Origin of the sequence: Leptonema illini DSM 21528 (assembly GCF_000243335.1) — a bacterium.
GTDB classification, from domain to species: domain Bacteria; phylum Spirochaetota; class Leptospiria; order Leptospirales; family Leptonemataceae; genus Leptonema; species Leptonema illini.
In genome coordinates this window covers 4,061,712-4,077,702 of sequence record NZ_JH597773.1, presented here as the reverse complement: position 1 = coordinate 4,077,702, position 15,991 = coordinate 4,061,712, and the positions used below count along the sequence as shown (strand labels likewise).

Annotated in this window: 17 protein-coding genes; 4 read left to right on the top strand and 13 right to left on the bottom strand. The window is 55.6% G+C overall.

Annotated elements, in window-relative coordinates; translation table 11 throughout:
* Positions 1 to 47: 47 nt before the first annotated feature.
* Entirely contained in the window at positions 48 to 1,007 is a 960-nt protein-coding gene (locus tag LEPIL_RS19265; protein ID WP_002775168.1) for a hypothetical protein, read from the bottom strand.
* Between the two features lie 129 nt (positions 1,008 to 1,136).
* On the opposite strand from LEPIL_RS19265, the gene LEPIL_RS19260 reads away from it, so the two are divergent.
* Complete coding sequence (locus LEPIL_RS19260) at positions 1,137 to 2,030, top strand: ParA family protein (protein WP_002775166.1); 894 nt, start codon at positions 1,137 to 1,139, stop codon at positions 2,028 to 2,030.
* Positions 2,031 to 2,119: 89 nt separating this feature from the next.
* Here the strand turns inward: LEPIL_RS19260 and LEPIL_RS19255 are convergent, their stop codons facing one another.
* The gene (locus tag LEPIL_RS19255; RefSeq protein ID WP_002775164.1) at positions 2,120 to 3,292 is read right to left on the bottom strand and encodes a thiolase family protein; all 1,173 of its coding nucleotides are present in this window, start codon (positions 3,290 to 3,292) and stop codon (positions 2,120 to 2,122) included.
* Positions 3,293 to 3,436: 144 nt separating this feature from the next.
* On the opposite strand from LEPIL_RS19255, the gene LEPIL_RS19250 reads away from it, so the two are divergent.
* Positions 3,437 to 4,171, top strand: coding sequence for a flagellar filament outer layer protein FlaA (locus tag LEPIL_RS19250; protein WP_002775162.1), 735 nt, complete (start codon positions 3,437 to 3,439; stop codon positions 4,169 to 4,171).
* Positions 4,172 to 4,231: 60 nt separating this feature from the next.
* The gene (locus LEPIL_RS19245) at positions 4,232 to 5,257 is read left to right on the top strand and encodes a flagellar filament outer layer protein FlaA (protein WP_002775160.1); all 1,026 of its coding nucleotides are present in this window, start codon (positions 4,232 to 4,234) and stop codon (positions 5,255 to 5,257) included.
* A gap of 136 nt (positions 5,258 to 5,393) precedes the next feature.
* Here the strand turns inward: LEPIL_RS19245 and LEPIL_RS19240 are convergent, their stop codons facing one another.
* A complete protein-coding gene (locus tag LEPIL_RS19240) occupies positions 5,394 to 6,464 on the bottom strand; it encodes a hypothetical protein (RefSeq protein WP_157135119.1) in 1,071 nt (356 codons plus the stop codon).
* A 168-nt stretch (positions 6,465 to 6,632) separates the two neighbouring features.
* A complete protein-coding gene (gene pdxR / locus LEPIL_RS19235) occupies positions 6,633 to 8,060 on the bottom strand; it encodes a MocR-like pyridoxine biosynthesis transcription factor PdxR (RefSeq protein WP_002775156.1) in 1,428 nt (475 codons plus the stop codon).
* Between the two features lie 90 nt (positions 8,061 to 8,150).
* On the opposite strand from pdxR, the gene LEPIL_RS19230 reads away from it, so the two are divergent.
* Positions 8,151 to 8,774 (top strand): pyridoxamine 5'-phosphate oxidase family protein, encoded by a 624-nt coding sequence (locus LEPIL_RS19230; protein ID WP_002775154.1) that lies wholly within the window; start codon positions 8,151 to 8,153, stop codon positions 8,772 to 8,774.
* Here the strand turns inward: LEPIL_RS19230 and dusB are convergent.
* The 9 genes from dusB to LEPIL_RS19185 form a co-directional block, all read right to left on the bottom strand.
* Complete coding sequence (gene dusB / locus LEPIL_RS19225) at positions 8,701 to 9,681, bottom strand: tRNA dihydrouridine synthase DusB (protein WP_002775152.1); 981 nt, start codon at positions 9,679 to 9,681, stop codon at positions 8,701 to 8,703. The two genes, LEPIL_RS19230 and dusB, sit on opposite strands and share 74 nt — an antisense overlap.
* A gap of 55 nt (positions 9,682 to 9,736) precedes the next feature.
* Complete coding sequence (locus tag LEPIL_RS19220; protein WP_002775150.1) at positions 9,737 to 10,489, bottom strand: hypothetical protein; 753 nt, start codon at positions 10,487 to 10,489, stop codon at positions 9,737 to 9,739.
* 1 nt (position 10,490) lies between these two features.
* Positions 10,491 to 11,015 (bottom strand): DUF1569 domain-containing protein, encoded by a 525-nt coding sequence (locus LEPIL_RS19215; protein WP_002775148.1) that lies wholly within the window; start codon positions 11,013 to 11,015, stop codon positions 10,491 to 10,493.
* 43 nt (positions 11,016 to 11,058) lie between these two features.
* Positions 11,059 to 12,111: a hypothetical protein gene (locus LEPIL_RS19210; protein WP_002775146.1), complete on the bottom strand. Its 1,053-nt coding sequence runs from the start codon at positions 12,109 to 12,111 to the stop codon at positions 11,059 to 11,061.
* A gap of 42 nt (positions 12,112 to 12,153) precedes the next feature.
* On the bottom strand, positions 12,154 to 12,708 hold the full coding sequence (locus tag LEPIL_RS19205) for a DJ-1 family glyoxalase III (protein WP_002775144.1): 555 nt from the start codon (positions 12,706 to 12,708) through the stop codon (positions 12,154 to 12,156).
* Between the two features lie 91 nt (positions 12,709 to 12,799).
* Positions 12,800 to 13,051: a hypothetical protein gene (locus LEPIL_RS19200; RefSeq protein WP_078123403.1), complete on the bottom strand. Its 252-nt coding sequence runs from the start codon at positions 13,049 to 13,051 to the stop codon at positions 12,800 to 12,802.
* 115 nt (positions 13,052 to 13,166) lie between these two features.
* Positions 13,167 to 13,652: a GAF domain-containing protein gene (locus tag LEPIL_RS19195; RefSeq protein ID WP_002775140.1), complete on the bottom strand. Its 486-nt coding sequence runs from the start codon at positions 13,650 to 13,652 to the stop codon at positions 13,167 to 13,169.
* Positions 13,645 to 15,054, bottom strand: coding sequence for an APC family permease (locus tag LEPIL_RS19190; protein ID WP_002775138.1), 1,410 nt, complete (start codon positions 15,052 to 15,054; stop codon positions 13,645 to 13,647). The genes LEPIL_RS19195 and LEPIL_RS19190 overlap by 8 nt, the downstream gene beginning before the upstream one ends.
* Positions 15,051 to 15,980, bottom strand: a complete 930-nt coding sequence (locus LEPIL_RS19185; protein ID WP_002775136.1) for a branched-chain amino acid transaminase — start codon at positions 15,978 to 15,980, stop codon at positions 15,051 to 15,053. Before LEPIL_RS19185 ends, LEPIL_RS19190 begins: the two co-directional genes overlap by 4 nt.
* Between the last annotated feature and the right edge of the window lie 11 nt (positions 15,981 to 15,991).

Genomic DNA, 15,991 nt, shown 5'->3' with positions numbered 1-15,991 from the left:
CGTTCTTAATACCGGCGCCTGCTCGTATCTGATTGGATCTGGTAGTATCAATCAGCGAAGACGCCGATGAGCGATACTCCGATGAAGAGGCCTGCATTTTCTTCGTTAGCCGTCTTGCCATGAATCAGTTGATTCTGAAGCAGCTCCGCAGTGGACGGCAGACTCATCGACAGGAGATCGATCGGAAGGTAGCTGTCGTATCGCATGCGCAGGATGTCCTGCTGGTATCCTACCTCAAGCGAAACCATCTTATGCGGCCGCATGCGAGCCCCGATCCAGATGCGACTGAGATCGGCCTTCGCTCCATAGTCGGCGATGAGGAACGAGGAAGTCGAACTCCCGCCAGCCGAGAAAGCATGCAGTTGACTGCGCGATGCTCCGCCGCTGAGCGGGCTGATGGATGCCGCATAGCCGGTGAAGATGTCAACATTCTTATCGAGTTTAAAATCCACCTCTGCGCCGAGATAATTGCCGGCAACAGTCGTTTCAAAAGAGTCGCTCAAAAAACCGCCGGCGAACGTGAGCATGCTGCTTCCCGGACGATCAAAGCCCAGAAGCGTCACATCTCGCGACCAGCTGCGTCGCCCGCCAAGCACCGACATGCCGACGCGCTCATGTACAGGAAGCCTGTAGCCGATTTCAAAATCGGTCCAACTCTGTCGGTAGGGCGTCACGCCCAGCTGCCCGAACCCGGCACCGCCGTTTACGGTCATTCGTTCCGCAGTAAAAGATGTTGCTTTGCCCTCAGTTCTGTATTCGGCAAAGACCTCACCGGGCCCTGCATCAAGGCGAAGCTCAAGTCCGAAGCGAAAGTGAGCCAGATTGAATTCGTTATGCCACGATTTCGTATAGGTGCCGTATCGCATCTCTTCAAGACGCAATCTCGATTCAAGATCGGAGTGCGTCGACGTTACCGGCATGGCGGCATTCAACCTGATGGAATTTTCTGCATGCAGAGAGCCCAGGCAGGTGCCTGTTGCAATCATAAAAAGCGCAATTTTTCTCATTTAAGACTCCTGTGTTGATCTCAAGAATATGAAACCAGAAGTCAACATAAAATATGGCAGAAGAACCCGCCGGACAGACCGGAAATTATCGTCGGTCGATTCGACAGAAGCGGCCGATACTGTAATGGAATGGCCGATTCCTGCAAAGTAATCTCGATCATCAACTACAAGGGCGGCGTCGGTAAGACGACGATTGCCCTGCAGCTGGCCGCCGGACTGGCCTCGCTGCATCAGAAGCGTGTGTTGATGCTCGATCTGGATCCGCAGTGCTCGCTGTCGGTATCTGTTCTGCCCGAAGAGGCCTGGATCGATCATATCGAGAACCGCGGATCAATCCGATCGATACTGTGGAGCTACTACGAGGGCAACGTCCGTCTCGAAAAGGACTGGATCGCCGAGAAGGCCCTGCATGCCGGCGAAGGGCAGCTGGATCTTGTTCCCTGCCATCTTGATCTGCCCGATTATGAGATGCGACTCGTTTCAGAGCGACCGCCACAGGCCGCCGATACCGCTGAGTTCGAAAAGAGCCGGCATCGCCTGCTGCGAGATGCCATCGAGCCTTACAGAAAGGACTACGACTTTATCATCTGCGATTGTCCGCCCAATATCTATTTCGTTTCGCGAAGCGCCATGCTCGCAAGCGACTACTACCTTGTGCCGACGATCCCCGATTTCATATCGTGTTACGGCATCCCCTTCATCGAGAATCACATTCAAACGCTTCTGCACGACCTGCTGCCCGAAAAGGAGCGCGCCCGCAACCTCGGCATCATCCGCAACCGCGTGCGACGCAGCGGATCAAAGCTTGTGAACGAACACGACCGACAGAGCCGGCAGATACGGGAGATGTATCCTGATCTGCTCTTTGATGCCTGCATTCAGGATCGTATCGGCGTGTCAGAGCTCATGGGGCAGCGTAAGAATATCTTCGCCGACACCACGCATCGTCTGCAGCCCATACGGGAAGAGCTACAGGATTTCGTCAGCGAGGCGATCATGCGTATGAATCGCCTCGAAAGCTAACGTCTCGAATCATAGCGCCGCAAAATTTTCGTCAGAGAATCGAGCAAAGGCGTGAGAGAACCAGGCCCCGATCTCAGTATTCTGAGCCGCTACACGCGTTCGATAATCATCGCTATGCCCTGACCGCCGCCGATACAGAGCGTGGCGGCTCCGATCTTTTTGCCGTCTTCGTGCAGCTGACGGGCAAGCGTTAACAGGAGGCGATTGCCCGAGGCGCCAAGCGGATGCCCGAGTGCGATGGCCCCTCCGCGCAGGTTCACCTTCTCGTGCGGAACGGGAGTCTCTCGCAGCACGGCAAGCACCTGCGCTGCGAAGGCTTCGTTGATCTCGACGATTTCCAGATCATCCAGCATGAGCCCGGCTCGCTGTAAGGCGATCGGCAGAGCGTAGGACGGGCCCATGCCCATGCGATCGGGGCGACATCCGGCGACGGCCCAGCTGCGAATCTTTGCAAGAGGCGTGATCCCCTTCTTCTGAACGAATTCTTCGGATGCCAGAACAAGCGCCGAGGCGCCGTCGTTGATGCCCGAGGCATTGCCGGCCGTTACGCTGCCTTCGGGATCAAAGGCCGGGCGCATCGACGGCAGCTTTGCCTCCACCGACGCTCCGCGCACGCCTTCGTCGACCTTGAATTCCGCTTCCTTTCCGTCGACGATGACGCCGAGCGGAAGGATCTCGCCCGATAAGAAGGCCTTCGCCTGTTCGGCCCGGCTCTGAGAGCGCAGCGCCCAGGCATCCTGTTCTTCACGACTGATCTCGAAGTCACGGGCAAGGTTCTCGGCCGTCTGGCCCATGTTGATGCCCGCATAGGTGTCTGTTAGAGCGGCCTGCAGGGCGTCTTCAAGAGGCTCGTGGCCCATGCGTACGCCCCAGCGGGTGCCATTGGAATAATACGGGATCTTTGACATGAGTTCAAGACCCGAGCAGACGACGGCCTGTGCATGGCCGAGAAGCAACGCCGAAGCTCCCTGTGCGACGGATTCCATGCCCGATCCGCAGAGGCGGTTGACGCTGTGGGCGGCGGCGCGGAGGGAAATGCCCGCCTTGAGGGCCGCATGTCGGGCCAGATAGGCGCTCTGCCCCGAGGTCGGAACTACGCTGCCGAGAATATGCTGCTCGATATCGGCTGCAGAGAGACCGGAACGCTCGATGGCCGAGGAGAGGATGGCCGAAAGCAGCTCGCTTTCGTTTGCTTCTTTTAAAGAGCCGCCAAAACGGCCAAAAGCGGACCGTACGCCGTTGACAAGATACACGGATTGCATGAACCTTGATACGCGGAGGACGGATGACTGTCACGCAAAACGTCCGGCTGCGCCGCGTCGGAAAAAAACTTTTCCAATAGAGAAAAGTTCCGGCCTGCTTTGACCGATACCTCATATGAAGGTGAATCCTGTGAGGAGTTTCTTATGAATCTCAAGTTATTTCAATTTTCGATCCTTTTTTCCGTCCTGGCGGCGCCGACCATGGTGTTCGCTCAGGCTCAGCCCCAGCCGGCCCCTGCCGATACCAATCAGGCGCAGCAGATGCCCCTTCTTCAGATTGATCTGGAGAATTTCGAAGAGGCCGAGGACTGGGTTGCTCGCTCTACCTCTCCGCTTGGAGAAACAAAGACGCTGAAGCTCGTTCAGCGCGGCGAAATCCGCGCGACCGACGACGAGAACATGCGTCCGCCGCAGGGCGAGGCTCTCTCTGTAGACGTAAACCCCGACGCTCCGAACCACATCCTCGGCGTGAAGACCTACTTCGACGACCGCGGCTTCGACCGTGTCGAGGTGAAACCTCCGCATGAATTCGTTCTGAAAGGAAAGGCCCGTCAGTTCTCGATCTGGGTACTCGGTCGTAACTATCGTCATACCATGTATGTTCGCGTTCGCGACTATCGCGGCAAGACGCATAACATCCGACTCGGTCGGCTGGATTTCTTCGGATGGAGGAAGTTCACCGTCGCCGTTCCGGGATGGGTGCCGCAGAGTACGCGATTCTCGCTTCTTGATAAGAACCTTCACTTCGTCAGCTTCTTTGTAACGAGCGACGTTCACGAGGTTCCCGGCGAGTTCTACTTCTACGTAGACGGCCTCAAGGTTCTCGTCGACCAGTCCGAGCAGGTATATCCGGGCTCGGAGATCAAAGACAACTGGTAAAAACCAGCTCCTCATACAGGATTCTTCAAGTAATGCCGATACAGGAATGAGGTTACGGTCATGAAATTCAAGGTATCAATCCCCACTCTGGTCGCCGCCGTGGCAGGCGTATCCAGCATGTTCTTAGTCGACGGGGTTCGGGCCGGCGTAGAAACGGCCATCGGAAACGACGTCACCGCATCAGAGATGCGCGCCATCACAGTAGAAAGCTGGGATCGAGATTACTCGAACGGCGGCTACGGATGGGAGTTGCTCACTGATAAGGACACCCGCACACAGGGTGCGTATCAGCCGGCGGCCTCAAACCTCCAGGCAGAGCGTGAGGTGAAGCTGATCAAAGGTACTCCGGCCGACATCCGTGAGAACCTCGGCTTCGACGGAGCCCGCATCCTCGGAGTGAAGTTCGCCTTCACCTTCTCGGGATACAACGTTGTGACGATCCGTCCGCCCGCAGTAGATCAGTATATCGTCGAGCGTCCTCGTCCTTATCTGAACGAGCTTGCTCTGGCCGAAAACTACAAGGCCCGATCCTGCTATCAGAATCCCGCTCTTTCAAGCGCCGTAACGACGCAGCGTGCACAGATGGTCGACTGCGTGGTCGGGGTTAACCTCCCGGGCGTCGTATCAAAGATCTCGGTCTGGGTTCTCGGACGCGGCAACGAATACGATCTTGAGGGATGGGTGGAAGACTGGAAAGGCAACACGCATATCTATAAGTTCGGTTCCATCGATTTCATCGGATGGCGTCCTATGACGATCGATATTCCTAAGAATGTTCCGCAAGATGTGAGCTCGTATCCGCAGGTTAAGACTCTGGTCTTCCGTCAGTTCAAGCTGCGCTCTAACCCGCAGACTTCACTGGAAACGGTGTATATCTTCTTTGACGAGCTGCGCATCCTGACCAACATCTTCGAAGTGAACTTCGACGGGAATCAGGTGGATTTCGATCGCGCCGATTGCGAGCAGAAGAACCGTCTGATCAAGCTGATTCAATCGAGCGCACGTCGCCCCGATCTCTATCAGCCTAAAGATTGTTCGACGGCTCCAGGACCGGCAGCTCCGATTGCCAACCAGCCCGGACAATAGGCAGCGGCCTTGCAAACGGATCGTGACCGCTGTCACGATCTCCAATATGAAAAGCCGGACTCGAAGAGGGTCCGGTTTTTTTTGCTCGGCTGCTCACAGAAGAGCCGTCAGTGATCGGAAACCGAATTCCCGGTATTCACTTCTTTCGCCCTCGCTGAAAAAGCAACGAAAGCAAAACAATGGGAGGCCCGAAGCTGCTTGCGATCATAAAGGTCAAACCTGCCGGACGCAGCGCCCCCGAATCAAGATAAGGCCAGAGCCCGCTCATCGGAACGGTTCCGATGACGAGCAGCACGCTGCTTGCGAAAAACCACCGCAGTCTTCGACCGCGCACACCGCTCAACTCAAGAAACAGAGTGGAGATGCCGGGAAGATACAGCCAGTGCAGATAGGTGACGCGAAGCTGTAATCCGTCGATCGTATGCATGATCGGAGGCACGACATAAAGAAGCCTCAGCAGAAGCGCCGCTCCGAGAGCGACATAAGCGAAACGAGAAATATGACCGGATAACGCACGCAGAGCGGAAAGAGCGGCTACTGCGAAGACGAACATAAAGACGGCGCCGATCCATCGAATCGCATCAGGAGCGGCCTCAAGGTTTACCAGGAAAGAGAGGACAAGGCCGATTGTCGCTGCGATAACGGTCCTGCGCGGTATCGCAACACCGGAACGAAGGGCGACCAAGCCGAACAATCCCAGCAGAAGCCAGCCATCTGTGAGTATCGTGAGAAACGCATGGACCGCTCCGTCGGCGAAAACCGGATCGGCGAGCTTTAATGCGACGAAGACGCCACGAAGCCAGGCCCCTCCCGTACATACAATCATGCCGATCACGGCAATGTCGATGAGATGCAGCCGTTCAACCAGTAGCCTGCGATTTCGAAAGTAGAAAGCAGCGAAGGCATACCAGACGAAGATGATCACTATCGAAAGGATGATTGAAACGGGAACACGAACGTCGCCGATACGGGCAGGCGTATAACCCCAGAACAGAAATGGAATAAAGGTGAGGAATCCGATAAGGATCGACAGACGAATGCAGATCTGCATGCCTTTGATGCCCTGCCCGTGCGCTGCGAATCTGCGTGCCAGCAGGATCATCCACGCAGATGTGGCCCAGCTGAATAGCATGAGATGTGAATGTGCATGGCGTACGTTTGCGAAATGCAGCCCGTACCAATCACCGCTCACGAGTGCGAAACGCATGAATATGCCGGCACCGGCGGCCAGAAGAAAGGCCACGAGCGTTGTTTTCCATTCCAGCTGAAGAACAGGAGCGGTTGAGTGCGTACAAGACGCGTCATTTTTGAGAATTGATCTCATCTGATACCGGATTCAGAAAACTGTAAGCGACGCGTATGTCAAGCAACCTCGCTACTGCAATCGTTTCAGAATCCTACCCATACGCTCTATTGCCGGAGCGGCTTCTTCGGGATTCAGGTGCGCGAAGGCAAATAACGCTGACGGCGGCGACTTCGATTCATAAAAACGATCGGCACTCGTGAATCCTATGCCGGCAGCCGCGCATTGCTTCTCGAATCGGTTAAACCTCTGTCGCCCGTATTGCCATCGACCGAAAAGATGCAACCCGGCATCTGAGGCCGTCCAGACGAAGGCGCCAGGCAGATGTTCTTCGAAAAGCTGTAGCAGTGTATCATGCCTCTGCCTGTAGATGCGCGTCATGCGTCGCAGATGCCTTTCGTACGCACCGGAGCCCATGAAGTCAGCAAGCGCCGCTTGCTCCATCCATGCCGTTGAATACGTTTCAAACACGGCCTTTGCCCGAAGAAAAGGCTCTATCAAGGAATCCGGCAGTACGACGTAACCGAGACGCAGGGAGAGCGACATCGTTCGCGAAAACGTTCCCATATAAACGACGCGGCCAGGGCTGAGCGAGCGTAAAGGCTCAAGCGGCTTACCCGAACGGCGGAATTCGCTATCGTAGTCATCTTCGATAATAATCGCTGCCTGTCGTTCCGCCCAATCGAGCAACTGGCGTCGGCGCTCAAAGCTCAGAACAACTCCCGTGGGGAACTGATGCGTTGGCGTCACAAAGGCAAGCCGGGCCCGGCGTTCTATGCCGGAAAGCGCTGACAGATCAATGCCGTGCTCATCGACCGGAGCGCGAACCGCCCGGCCGCCAGCGGCAAGAATAGCGCTGTGCGTACCACCAAACCCCGGATCTTCCATGATGGCCCTATCTCCCTTTTCAAGCAGCATCAGCGCTATAAGCGCGATGGCTTGCGTCGAGCCGTTCACAATGACGGTATTCTCAGCCGTAGCCTGGATATTCCGGTGATAGCGAAGATGCGCCGCAAGCCGCTCTCGCAGATCAGGATGCCCCGCCGGATGAAGCACTCGCTGTGACGGCTGGCGCAACGATCGCGAGATAGAACGTTGCCACTCTCTGTTTGGAAAGATGCGCTGATCTGTAAAGCCCGGATAAAAATGCACTTTCGCTTCGGCTCGCTCTGCGGGCTGATGTGGGCGACACCGGCGTGCCCATTCGGATAACACAACATCAACTCCCTTAACCGGCTCGGTCGTCGGCGACCGATAGCTGACGAGCGTTCTCTGTCTGCTCTCTGAACGGATATAGCCGTCCGCTGCGAGCATTTCATAGACCTGCGTCACCGTACCCCGCGAAAGACCGTACTGTCGCGCCAGATCGCGCGTCGACGGCAAAGCCTCACCGGTAGAGGACGATCCCGTGACGATGCGCTCCCGGATGGCATGAAAGAGTGCAAGCTGCTTCGTTGCATACTGCCGCCGATGAAGGTGCCAGTCGATCTGAAAGCTCATGCCCTACTTAAATAGCGGCCGCATACTGGACCAATCAATTTTACATTATCTGGACCTTTTATTATACCAGAATTTCGGTATTCTTGAAGCATGAGACGCAAAGAGTTTTCCGTGGATTATGAGACCGAAGGGCGGGTCGAGATTGAATCGTTCCTGAACGAGATGACCTTCGGCTTTCTCGGCACACAGGCGGAAGGGCATCCGCATATCACTCCTCTGAACTATGTGTATCACGAAGGCACGTTCTATATGCACGGCAGTCGGATCGGGCAGAAAATGCGTGATATCGCCGAAAGAGAGGCCGTAACCTTTGCCGTGGCAAAAGAATACAGCATCATTCCATCTTACTTCTCAGGCGCAGAGATCGCCTGCCCGGCCACTGCGTTCTTCAAATCGGTCGTCGCTTATGGCAGAATATCAGAGGTGACGGACCTCGATCAAAAGTGCGAGGCCTTCTCGCTCTTTATGAAACGTCTTCAGCCCGAAGGCGGATACCGGCCTTTTTCAGCGGAAGATCCCGAATATCGCAAGAATCTGAAAGGCGTTGCGATGCTTCAGATTATACCCGAGAGGTTAACGGCAAAGTTTAAATTCGGACAGAATCAGGGTGAAAGAGTCTGGAGGTTGATCGCGCAGAACCTCAAAGAACGCAACACTCCGGATTCGCTACAGACCTTTTCAGAGATGGAAAGACGCTGTCCCTTCGGTCATTGACGACTTGCGCGAAGACATGCGTCATCTCTTCGGTAGTAGCGGCAGAAAGAAGCTGTGATCTCTGTGCGTCGGTCATGGCGAAGTGACGCCCGTATTGCGCCGCATGCTTGCGAAAACGAAAGAGCCCCTGCTCTCCGTGAAAGTCCAGCATGGCCTGCAAGTGCTCTGCAAAGACACTGCTTAACTCCTGCGCCGTTACAGGATTTGCAGCGGACCGGAAGATCCAGGGGTTTCCATGTGCTGCGCGACCGATCAGGACGCCATCCACACCGTAGCGACGCATCTTCTCTTCGGCGTCGGCACGGGATTCGATATCTCCATTCCCAAGTAGCGGAATCTTAACAGCCTCTCGCATCGCCCCGATGACGCTCCAGTCGGCCCTGCCCGTATAACGCTGATCTGCCGTGCGTCCGTGAACGGCAAGCATCGAAGCGCCTGCATCCTCAATGCGACGGGCGATATCGACGGCCTGGTCGGTATCGCTCCAGCCGATCCGCATCTTTGCGCTGACAGGAACGCGAAGCCGCTTCACCATAGCCTCAATGATAACGCCGATCTTTTCCGGGTTCTGTAGCAGGGCCGCTCCGGAGCCTTTATGAGCCACCTTGGGAACGGAACAACCGAGGTTCAGATCGATGCCGTCTGGCCGCAGAACTTCAAGCCGCAAGGCGGCCTCGACGATCGTATCGATATCGTAGCCGAAGATCTGGAAGATCACAGGACGCTCGTCTTCGGCAAAGCGAAGCATCTGCAGAGTGCGCACGTTCTCGCGAACCACGGCATCGGTGCTGACAAACTCTGTGTAGGAAAGGGCTGATCCGAAGCGGCGGCAGATGCGCCGGAACGGCATATCGGAATATCCGGCCATGGGAGCAAGACTGATACCGGAGTAATCCACTACAGGCATGTCGTGTAAAAGAATGCACTCCTTCCTATGTCGTCAATCGACCTTCTGCAACCGATCAAAAAAGGAATACCTTCACACCTCCAATCCCGGAGCCTGTTTGCTCCGTAATCTGCTCTCTTGAAAAGAGGATGCGCCTCTCCGGTCGCAGAAGACGCAGGCGCATGGTCTCGACTAACGATAAAGGCTGCGATACGGGAAGACCTGCGATCTCACTCCATGCCGCTCTCCAGTAGCGCGGTCGAATGTGAATGGGATCAATCCCGTACCAGCCTGCCCGCAACTCGAAGAATCGATGCTTTCTCTTTCGCGCCATCGTCATGAGGCCTTCGTGAACTGTACGCGCCGAAACTGCGAGATCGGAAAGCGAAAGTGTGCACGACGGCACGAGCAGACTGCGAAACAGACGAAAGCGCGTCTCAGAGAGCGAGTCTATACTGTGAAGCGGCAATCCGACGATAACGATATCATCAGCGACGGACTCAAGACGCCCGACAGCGTCCTCTACCCATGCCAGAACCTGTTCCGGAGGAAAACCATAAAGTAGATCGTTACCCACGTCGGCCACAACCGCACGTGTGCGCATGGGCGCTCTATCAGACACGGCCGCCCACAGTCCTCCCGTGAGAATGCCCGGTAGAATCCTGTAAGAGAATCGACTGCTGACGCCGTAGGAACGCCCGAGGCCTGCCGCAACCAGAAACTCGGCATTGCCCTCGCTACGGCGCATCGACGAAACAAGGGCGGGCAATCCGCGAACGACATTGCTTGCGCCGAGTACGATCAGTCTCTCGACGCTATCGCCCGACACATCATCCTCCGACGGTGAATTCGCGCTGATGGTCCCGTATATGCATGAGATGTGCGGCAGCGTATTCGGCCTTACTCAATGCGCCATAGGCGAAATGCGGACGCAGCTCTCCGGAGAAATCATGGAACGATTGAAGTGCGGTGATCAGTCGATCGAGGGCGCTGCCCGTATCGCTCGTTTCAAGAGACGGAGCTCCGGGGATGGGATCGGCAAGATTGTGCTTCATTTTCCCGAGCGACGAGAAAACGAAAAAGGCCGCCGAGCCTGCCGTCTTCTGAAACAGCGCCGGCTTCATCTCTGGATAACCCGTCATCGAATACTCGATACTCTGCGCCAGATGTGTGAATATCTGCGCCGGCGACCAGCTGCCCGTCGTCGTAACGGACCGCCCTCGCCAGCCTTTCAGCTCGGCAAGCATGGCCTGAATATCGGGCGTCGGTATCGTTGTGCGTCGCAGCCAGAGTCCGCCTGCAACGGCAGCAAGAACACCGCCGCCAGTTCGCAATAAAAATGCACGTCGATTCATTCCTGTCTCCTGAACGGTTCTATGTTCGTAATCGGATGCATGCTTATTCCTGCGGTTTCTGCTCTTTCGCTTCGGCGGGATCAAAAGAATTCATCGGATTCTTCTTCTGCTCTTCGATGAAGGCATCTCGATCTTTCACAAAGTAGAAGCGGCCTTTCTTGACCTCGCCGCTCTCGCGCACCATCGTCCAGAGATAATAGCGATCCGTAAAGCCCGTGATCGTGATCTTCCACTTCTGCCCTATCTTTTCTTCCAGTATGGGATCATGCAGCTCGACGGCTTCGAGCTCATAGGAACAACTGGAGGTCCAGGTAATCTTTTCCTTTTTATAAAAACGATCGAGATAGCGGATTTGAGTCTGGGCGGCTCCATTCCTGTCCACAAGTATCAGAAGACCCATAGCAGGCTCATAATAAAAAGACCCCTTCTTTACACCGCCACAGAGCTTTTCATCGGCAGGCAGAATTTTCAGAGGATGAAAGGTCATCGTCTTCTGATATCCGAGAAGCGCCTCGCGAATTTCCTTATGGGCCTCTTCGTCTGTAAGGCGCTCCTTATTGCCGACCATCCGCGCAAGAATACTTTCCTGTGCATGCATGATATAGACGCGCTCGTTTCGTATAAAAAGCAGAAGGCTGCGGCGAGCATCGACACGTGCGCCGTTAACCAATACGGTAGAGCCTTCAGGAATACTGAGCGTGAGCAGATAGGCCGGCCTTCCGTCCAACGTCAGGGCTTGCTCGCCGGCTATCGTTGTTCCTGGCTTTGCCGGGAGGATGACCGACCTGAAAAACTGCTGCTTTCCCATCCACTCAAGATAGGCCGCCTCGGGAATCTCGCCCGATTCCAGACGTTCGATCATCGCCTGTGATAGATCAGAAAAGTCGATTCGAAGAAAGGCCTCGAAGTCATCCTGGAACGTTATCGAAGATTCCTCTTCGTAGCCGCGGCCACCCACCGATTTAAGAACAGGTACGGGAATCGTGAAGCCGCCCTTTTCACTGGTATATATGTCGGGTCGGCCCATCGAGATGGGAGTCTGAGCCTGCAGTGCCGTCACAGAGAATAAGATGAACAGAAGATAGGAACGCTTCATCCTATGATCTGTCTGCACTCCCGCTCTTCTGTCAAGACAAACTCATTTCACAAAGAGCGGCCCTGCCACCTTATCTCGAAGCGGCGCCCCGCCCAGTAGTTCGACAAGCGAGAGAGCGAATTCAAATGCCGTACCCGGACCTTTGCTGGTGACGACTCTGCCCGAGACGACGACGCGCTCATCAGGAGCATAACCAGGATGCCGGCCGGGCATCGTCCCCGGAAACAGCGTAAAGCGATCCTGATCGCCGAGTATTCCATGCTTTAAGAGAACGTTAGGCGCAGCGCAGATTGCAGCGATCCATTTCTGCTCTTTCTTCATCTCTTTTAAGAGGGAGGCGATGCGAGCATCTGCGGCGAGATTTTCGGCGCCTTTACCACCACCGGGCAGCACGATCAGATCAAAAGAAAGTCCTTTTTGTATCGCCTGATCGAGCGTCATATCGGCGATGTGCACAGTCTGTCGGGCGGCTTTCACGGGTCCGTCATTCAGCGAGGCAGTGACGACGTCAAAGCCTGCCCGACGCAGAACGTCGACGACGATGATGCCTTCCATTTCTTCAAAGCCTTCGGCCAGAGGGACAAGAACGTGTTTCATAGGGCAATCGTCTCACATTCCACGGTTCATGTCAATAAATAGCAAAAGGCCGGACTATTGCCCGACCTCTATCATTCACAGAATCTACCCGTTACTGAACGCGAACCTGAAAGTGAGCAAGCAGCATTTCAGAGATGGATCTCTCCTGAAGGGCGTTGCATACCTTGTAGTTTACGGCTGTCGGGCAGGAAGCAGTTCCGCTTACCTTGCAGCCGGCCTTTTCGCACTTCTTGCGATTGTCGAAGGTGTCTGATCCCGAGTAGCGGCAGTAGTCACGGCAGGCATCGGTGCTGCCCGAGCCGCAGATGTAGCAGCCATCCGCGGAAAGCGCCGGAGTCCACATTATGGTTCCTGTAAAGAGAATAGCCAGTAGAAGCAGTGTTCGTCTCATGAGTCTCTCCTGTTATACCCCGATTCATCGGGATGCCGCCCTATCATGATGGGGTGCGCAGGATTCGTCAAGGATTTCTTAAAAAAGGCGTCAACAACGAGGCGATGGATTCCAGAGCTTCCTGATCGACTTTCGAGAAATCATCGAGCCGATCGCTATCGATATCAAGCACACCGACGACCTCACCGCCATGCAAGAGGGGTACAACAATCTCTGAGCGAGAGGCGCTCGAACAGGCGATGTGTCCGGGAAACTGATTCACATCGGGAACGATGATCGTCTGCCGCTGCTGCCAGGCAGAGCCGCAAACGCCGCGACCGAAGGCAATACGCGTACAGGCTACAGGGCCCTGAAAGGGACCGAGAACAAGCTCCTGTTCTCTGACAAGGTAGAATCCGACCCAGAGAAAACCGAAGGCCTGCTTCAACGCCGCTGCCGTATTTGCCAGGTTGGCGATGGCATCCTTCTCGCCTTCGAGCAGCGCTCTGATCTGCGGGATCAGCTGCTCATACATAGAAGAGCGGTCGGCCCCTTCGATTAGAATGTCATGCATCCTGGCCTCTGCGATCCTGCTTCGCCTCATGGTCGACGCCGAAATGCCAGTAGACTAACCCTGTTGTCGTCAGAGCCAATCCGGCAAGAGAGGCCCAGGGAGACGTAATAAACGTGAAGACGGCAAAGGCCGTTTGAATCAGCATCACGGCGCCAAAGACAAGCGGAAAGGCCGGCGTGCGAAAGGGACGATGCTTATCGGGAAGCAGCTGCCGCAGTCGCAACACGGCATAGAACGTAAGAAAGTTGAACACGGCCGACGTAAACGAGAAGAAATCAATGACGCGGTCATAGGCCGATTTCTCGCCCTCAGCCTTGAAATGATCGGCGGTAAGGGCCAGGAGAAGCAGCGCCGTCGCCCAGAGCCCCTGAAAAAGCAGCGACATGGTCGGAACGCCAGCCCTGGATAACGGAGCAAGAATGCGAAAGAACAGGCCATCGCGGGCCATCGCCTGCCAGGTGCGGCTTTTGGTGAAGATCTGTGAGTTCACGTTGCCGAAGGTGTTGGCGACGACGGCCAGCGAGATCAAGAGGCCGCCGATATTGCCGGCCGCTCGTTCAAGGGCGACGGCGGCGACGGACGGCGATTCGATCAATTCGGCCGGCGACAGCTGCAGCACATAGGCGACGTTAGCCGAGATATAAAGCAGCATCACCATGCCGATACCCGCGAAAAGAGAAAGAGGCAGATTCTTCGCCGGATTCTTCACCTCTTCGGCCACATAGGTAGCGCCTTCCCATCCGCTGTATGAGAAAAGCACATAGCGCAAGGCCATCGCCATACCCAGTATCGTTTCGATCACAGGCTGATCGGGCCACCAGGAAGCCGCAAAATGCGAAGGCTGCGGATCAAAGACGGTGCCGACGACGATGACGGCAGCAAGAGAGGCGATCTTTACGAAGCTAAGAACGTCCTGAAAGAGGCCCGAGAAGCGTACGCCGAGCATATTGGCGCCTGTTAACGACCAGATCGTACCCAGGGCAAGAAGTCCGCGAAACAAAAGACCGGGATCGGACAGGCCGGCGATTACGATAACGCGAGAGCTGTATTCGGCGAAGACGATAGAGACGACGACGATCGATGCGGTCTCTGAAACGAAGAACATCGCCCAGCCGCGAAGAAAGCTGATGATAGGCGGAAAGGCGGCCCTGAGATAGACGTACGGACCGCCGTTTTTCGGAAGCATGGCCACCATCTCGGAATAAAGCAACGCCGAGAGAAAGGTTAACAGACCTCCGAGAATCCAGACGACAAAGAAAGGCCCGAGGCCGCCCGAGACGGCAAGCATCACCGAGGCCGGCGTGCGAAAGATACCCGAACCGATAATACGGCCGATAATGATGGAAAAGGCCTCGGTCCAACCGAGGCCTGCCTGATAGGTAGAAGCGGCGGGCTGCGTCACGAAGCGTACACCGGAACGGCCCAGTCTTTGAACTTCGTATCACGCCCGCGCACAAGCTGCATATAACGGTCGCGCAGACGCTGCGTGATCGGACCGATCGCTCCGTCGGCGATGAGGCGTCGATCGATCTGCGCCACCCAGGCCACCTGAGCTCCCGTTCCCGTGAAAAAAACCTCGTCGGCAATATACAGCTCGGAACGACCGATATCTCGTCGTATTACTTCGATGCCCTCGTCTTTCGCGAGTTCGATGATCGTACGCATCGTGATGCCTTCAAGGATCGAAGCGCTGTTAGGAGGCGTGATAAGAACGCCGTCCCTTACGACAAAAAGATTCTCGGCGCTTCCTTCGCTGATGAAGCCTCGCGAGTCGAGGAAGATCGCCTCGTCGAAACCGTTCTGCACCGCTTCGGATTTTGCCAGAGCGGAGTTCGCATAACCCCCGGCCACTTTCGCGCGAGTGGGAATGACGTTATCGTCGATACGCCTCCAGCTTGAGACGGCGACATTCAGGCCGCGGCTCGTATCGATGTAATCGTCGAGCTTCATCGTATAAATCGAAAAGGAATCGGCGACGTCGTGCAATCGCGGCGAAAGCTTCAGCTCGGACTTGTAGATAAAAGGACGGAAGTACACGTTGCAACGATACTCGTTGCGTCTGACGAGCTCAAGGGCTATGTCGGCCATCTGCTCGGGCGTGAGAGACGGTTGCATCTGCATGATGCGAGAGCTGCGATGCAGTCTGCGAAAATGATCATAAGGTCGAAAAAGAAAAACGTTGTTCGTCTCAGCGTCATGATAACCCCGCATGCCGCCGAAGACCATCGTGCCATACTGCAGCGCATGCGTCATGATGTTGATGTTGCATTCGCGCAGCGGACGGAACTCTCCCAGATGATAGGCGACGGAGTTGAGCTGATCTTCCATTCTTCCAGGCT

Coding starts and splice junctions, on each gene's coding strand:
- LEPIL_RS19200 (WP_078123403.1), bottom strand. CDS start 13,051: ATGTGGACTCCGGCGCTTTCCGCGGATGGCTGCTACATCTGCGGCTCG.
- LEPIL_RS19245 (WP_002775160.1), top strand. CDS start 4,232: ATGAAATTCAAGGTATCAATCCCCACTCTGGTCGCCGCCGTGGCAGGC.
- LEPIL_RS19205 (WP_002775144.1), bottom strand. CDS start 12,708: ATGAAACACGTTCTTGTCCCTCTGGCCGAAGGCTTTGAAGAAATGGAA.
- LEPIL_RS19195 (WP_002775140.1), bottom strand. CDS start 13,652: ATGCATGACATTCTAATCGAAGGGGCCGACCGCTCTTCTATGTATGAG.
- LEPIL_RS19255 (WP_002775164.1), bottom strand. CDS start 3,292: ATGCAATCCGTGTATCTTGTCAACGGCGTACGGTCCGCTTTTGGCCGT.
- LEPIL_RS19260 (WP_002775166.1), top strand. CDS start 1,137: ATGGCCGATTCCTGCAAAGTAATCTCGATCATCAACTACAAGGGCGGC.
- LEPIL_RS19185 (WP_002775136.1), bottom strand. CDS start 15,980: ATGGAAGATCAGCTCAACTCCGTCGCCTATCATCTGGGAGAGTTCCGT.
- dusB (WP_002775152.1), bottom strand. CDS start 9,681: ATGCCTGTAGTGGATTACTCCGGTATCAGTCTTGCTCCCATGGCCGGA.
- LEPIL_RS19215 (WP_002775148.1), bottom strand. CDS start 11,015: ATGAATCGACGTGCATTTTTATTGCGAACTGGCGGCGGTGTTCTTGCT.
- LEPIL_RS19265 (WP_002775168.1), bottom strand. CDS start 1,007: ATGAGAAAAATTGCGCTTTTTATGATTGCAACAGGCACCTGCCTGGGC.
- LEPIL_RS19250 (WP_002775162.1), top strand. CDS start 3,437: ATGAATCTCAAGTTATTTCAATTTTCGATCCTTTTTTCCGTCCTGGCG.
- pdxR (WP_002775156.1), bottom strand. CDS start 8,060: ATGAGCTTTCAGATCGACTGGCACCTTCATCGGCGGCAGTATGCAACG.
- LEPIL_RS19230 (WP_002775154.1), top strand. CDS start 8,151: ATGAGACGCAAAGAGTTTTCCGTGGATTATGAGACCGAAGGGCGGGTC.
- LEPIL_RS19210 (WP_002775146.1), bottom strand. CDS start 12,111: ATGAAGCGTTCCTATCTTCTGTTCATCTTATTCTCTGTGACGGCACTG.
- LEPIL_RS19240 (WP_157135119.1), bottom strand. CDS start 6,464: ATGCGTTTCGCACTCGTGAGCGGTGATTGGTACGGGCTGCATTTCGCA.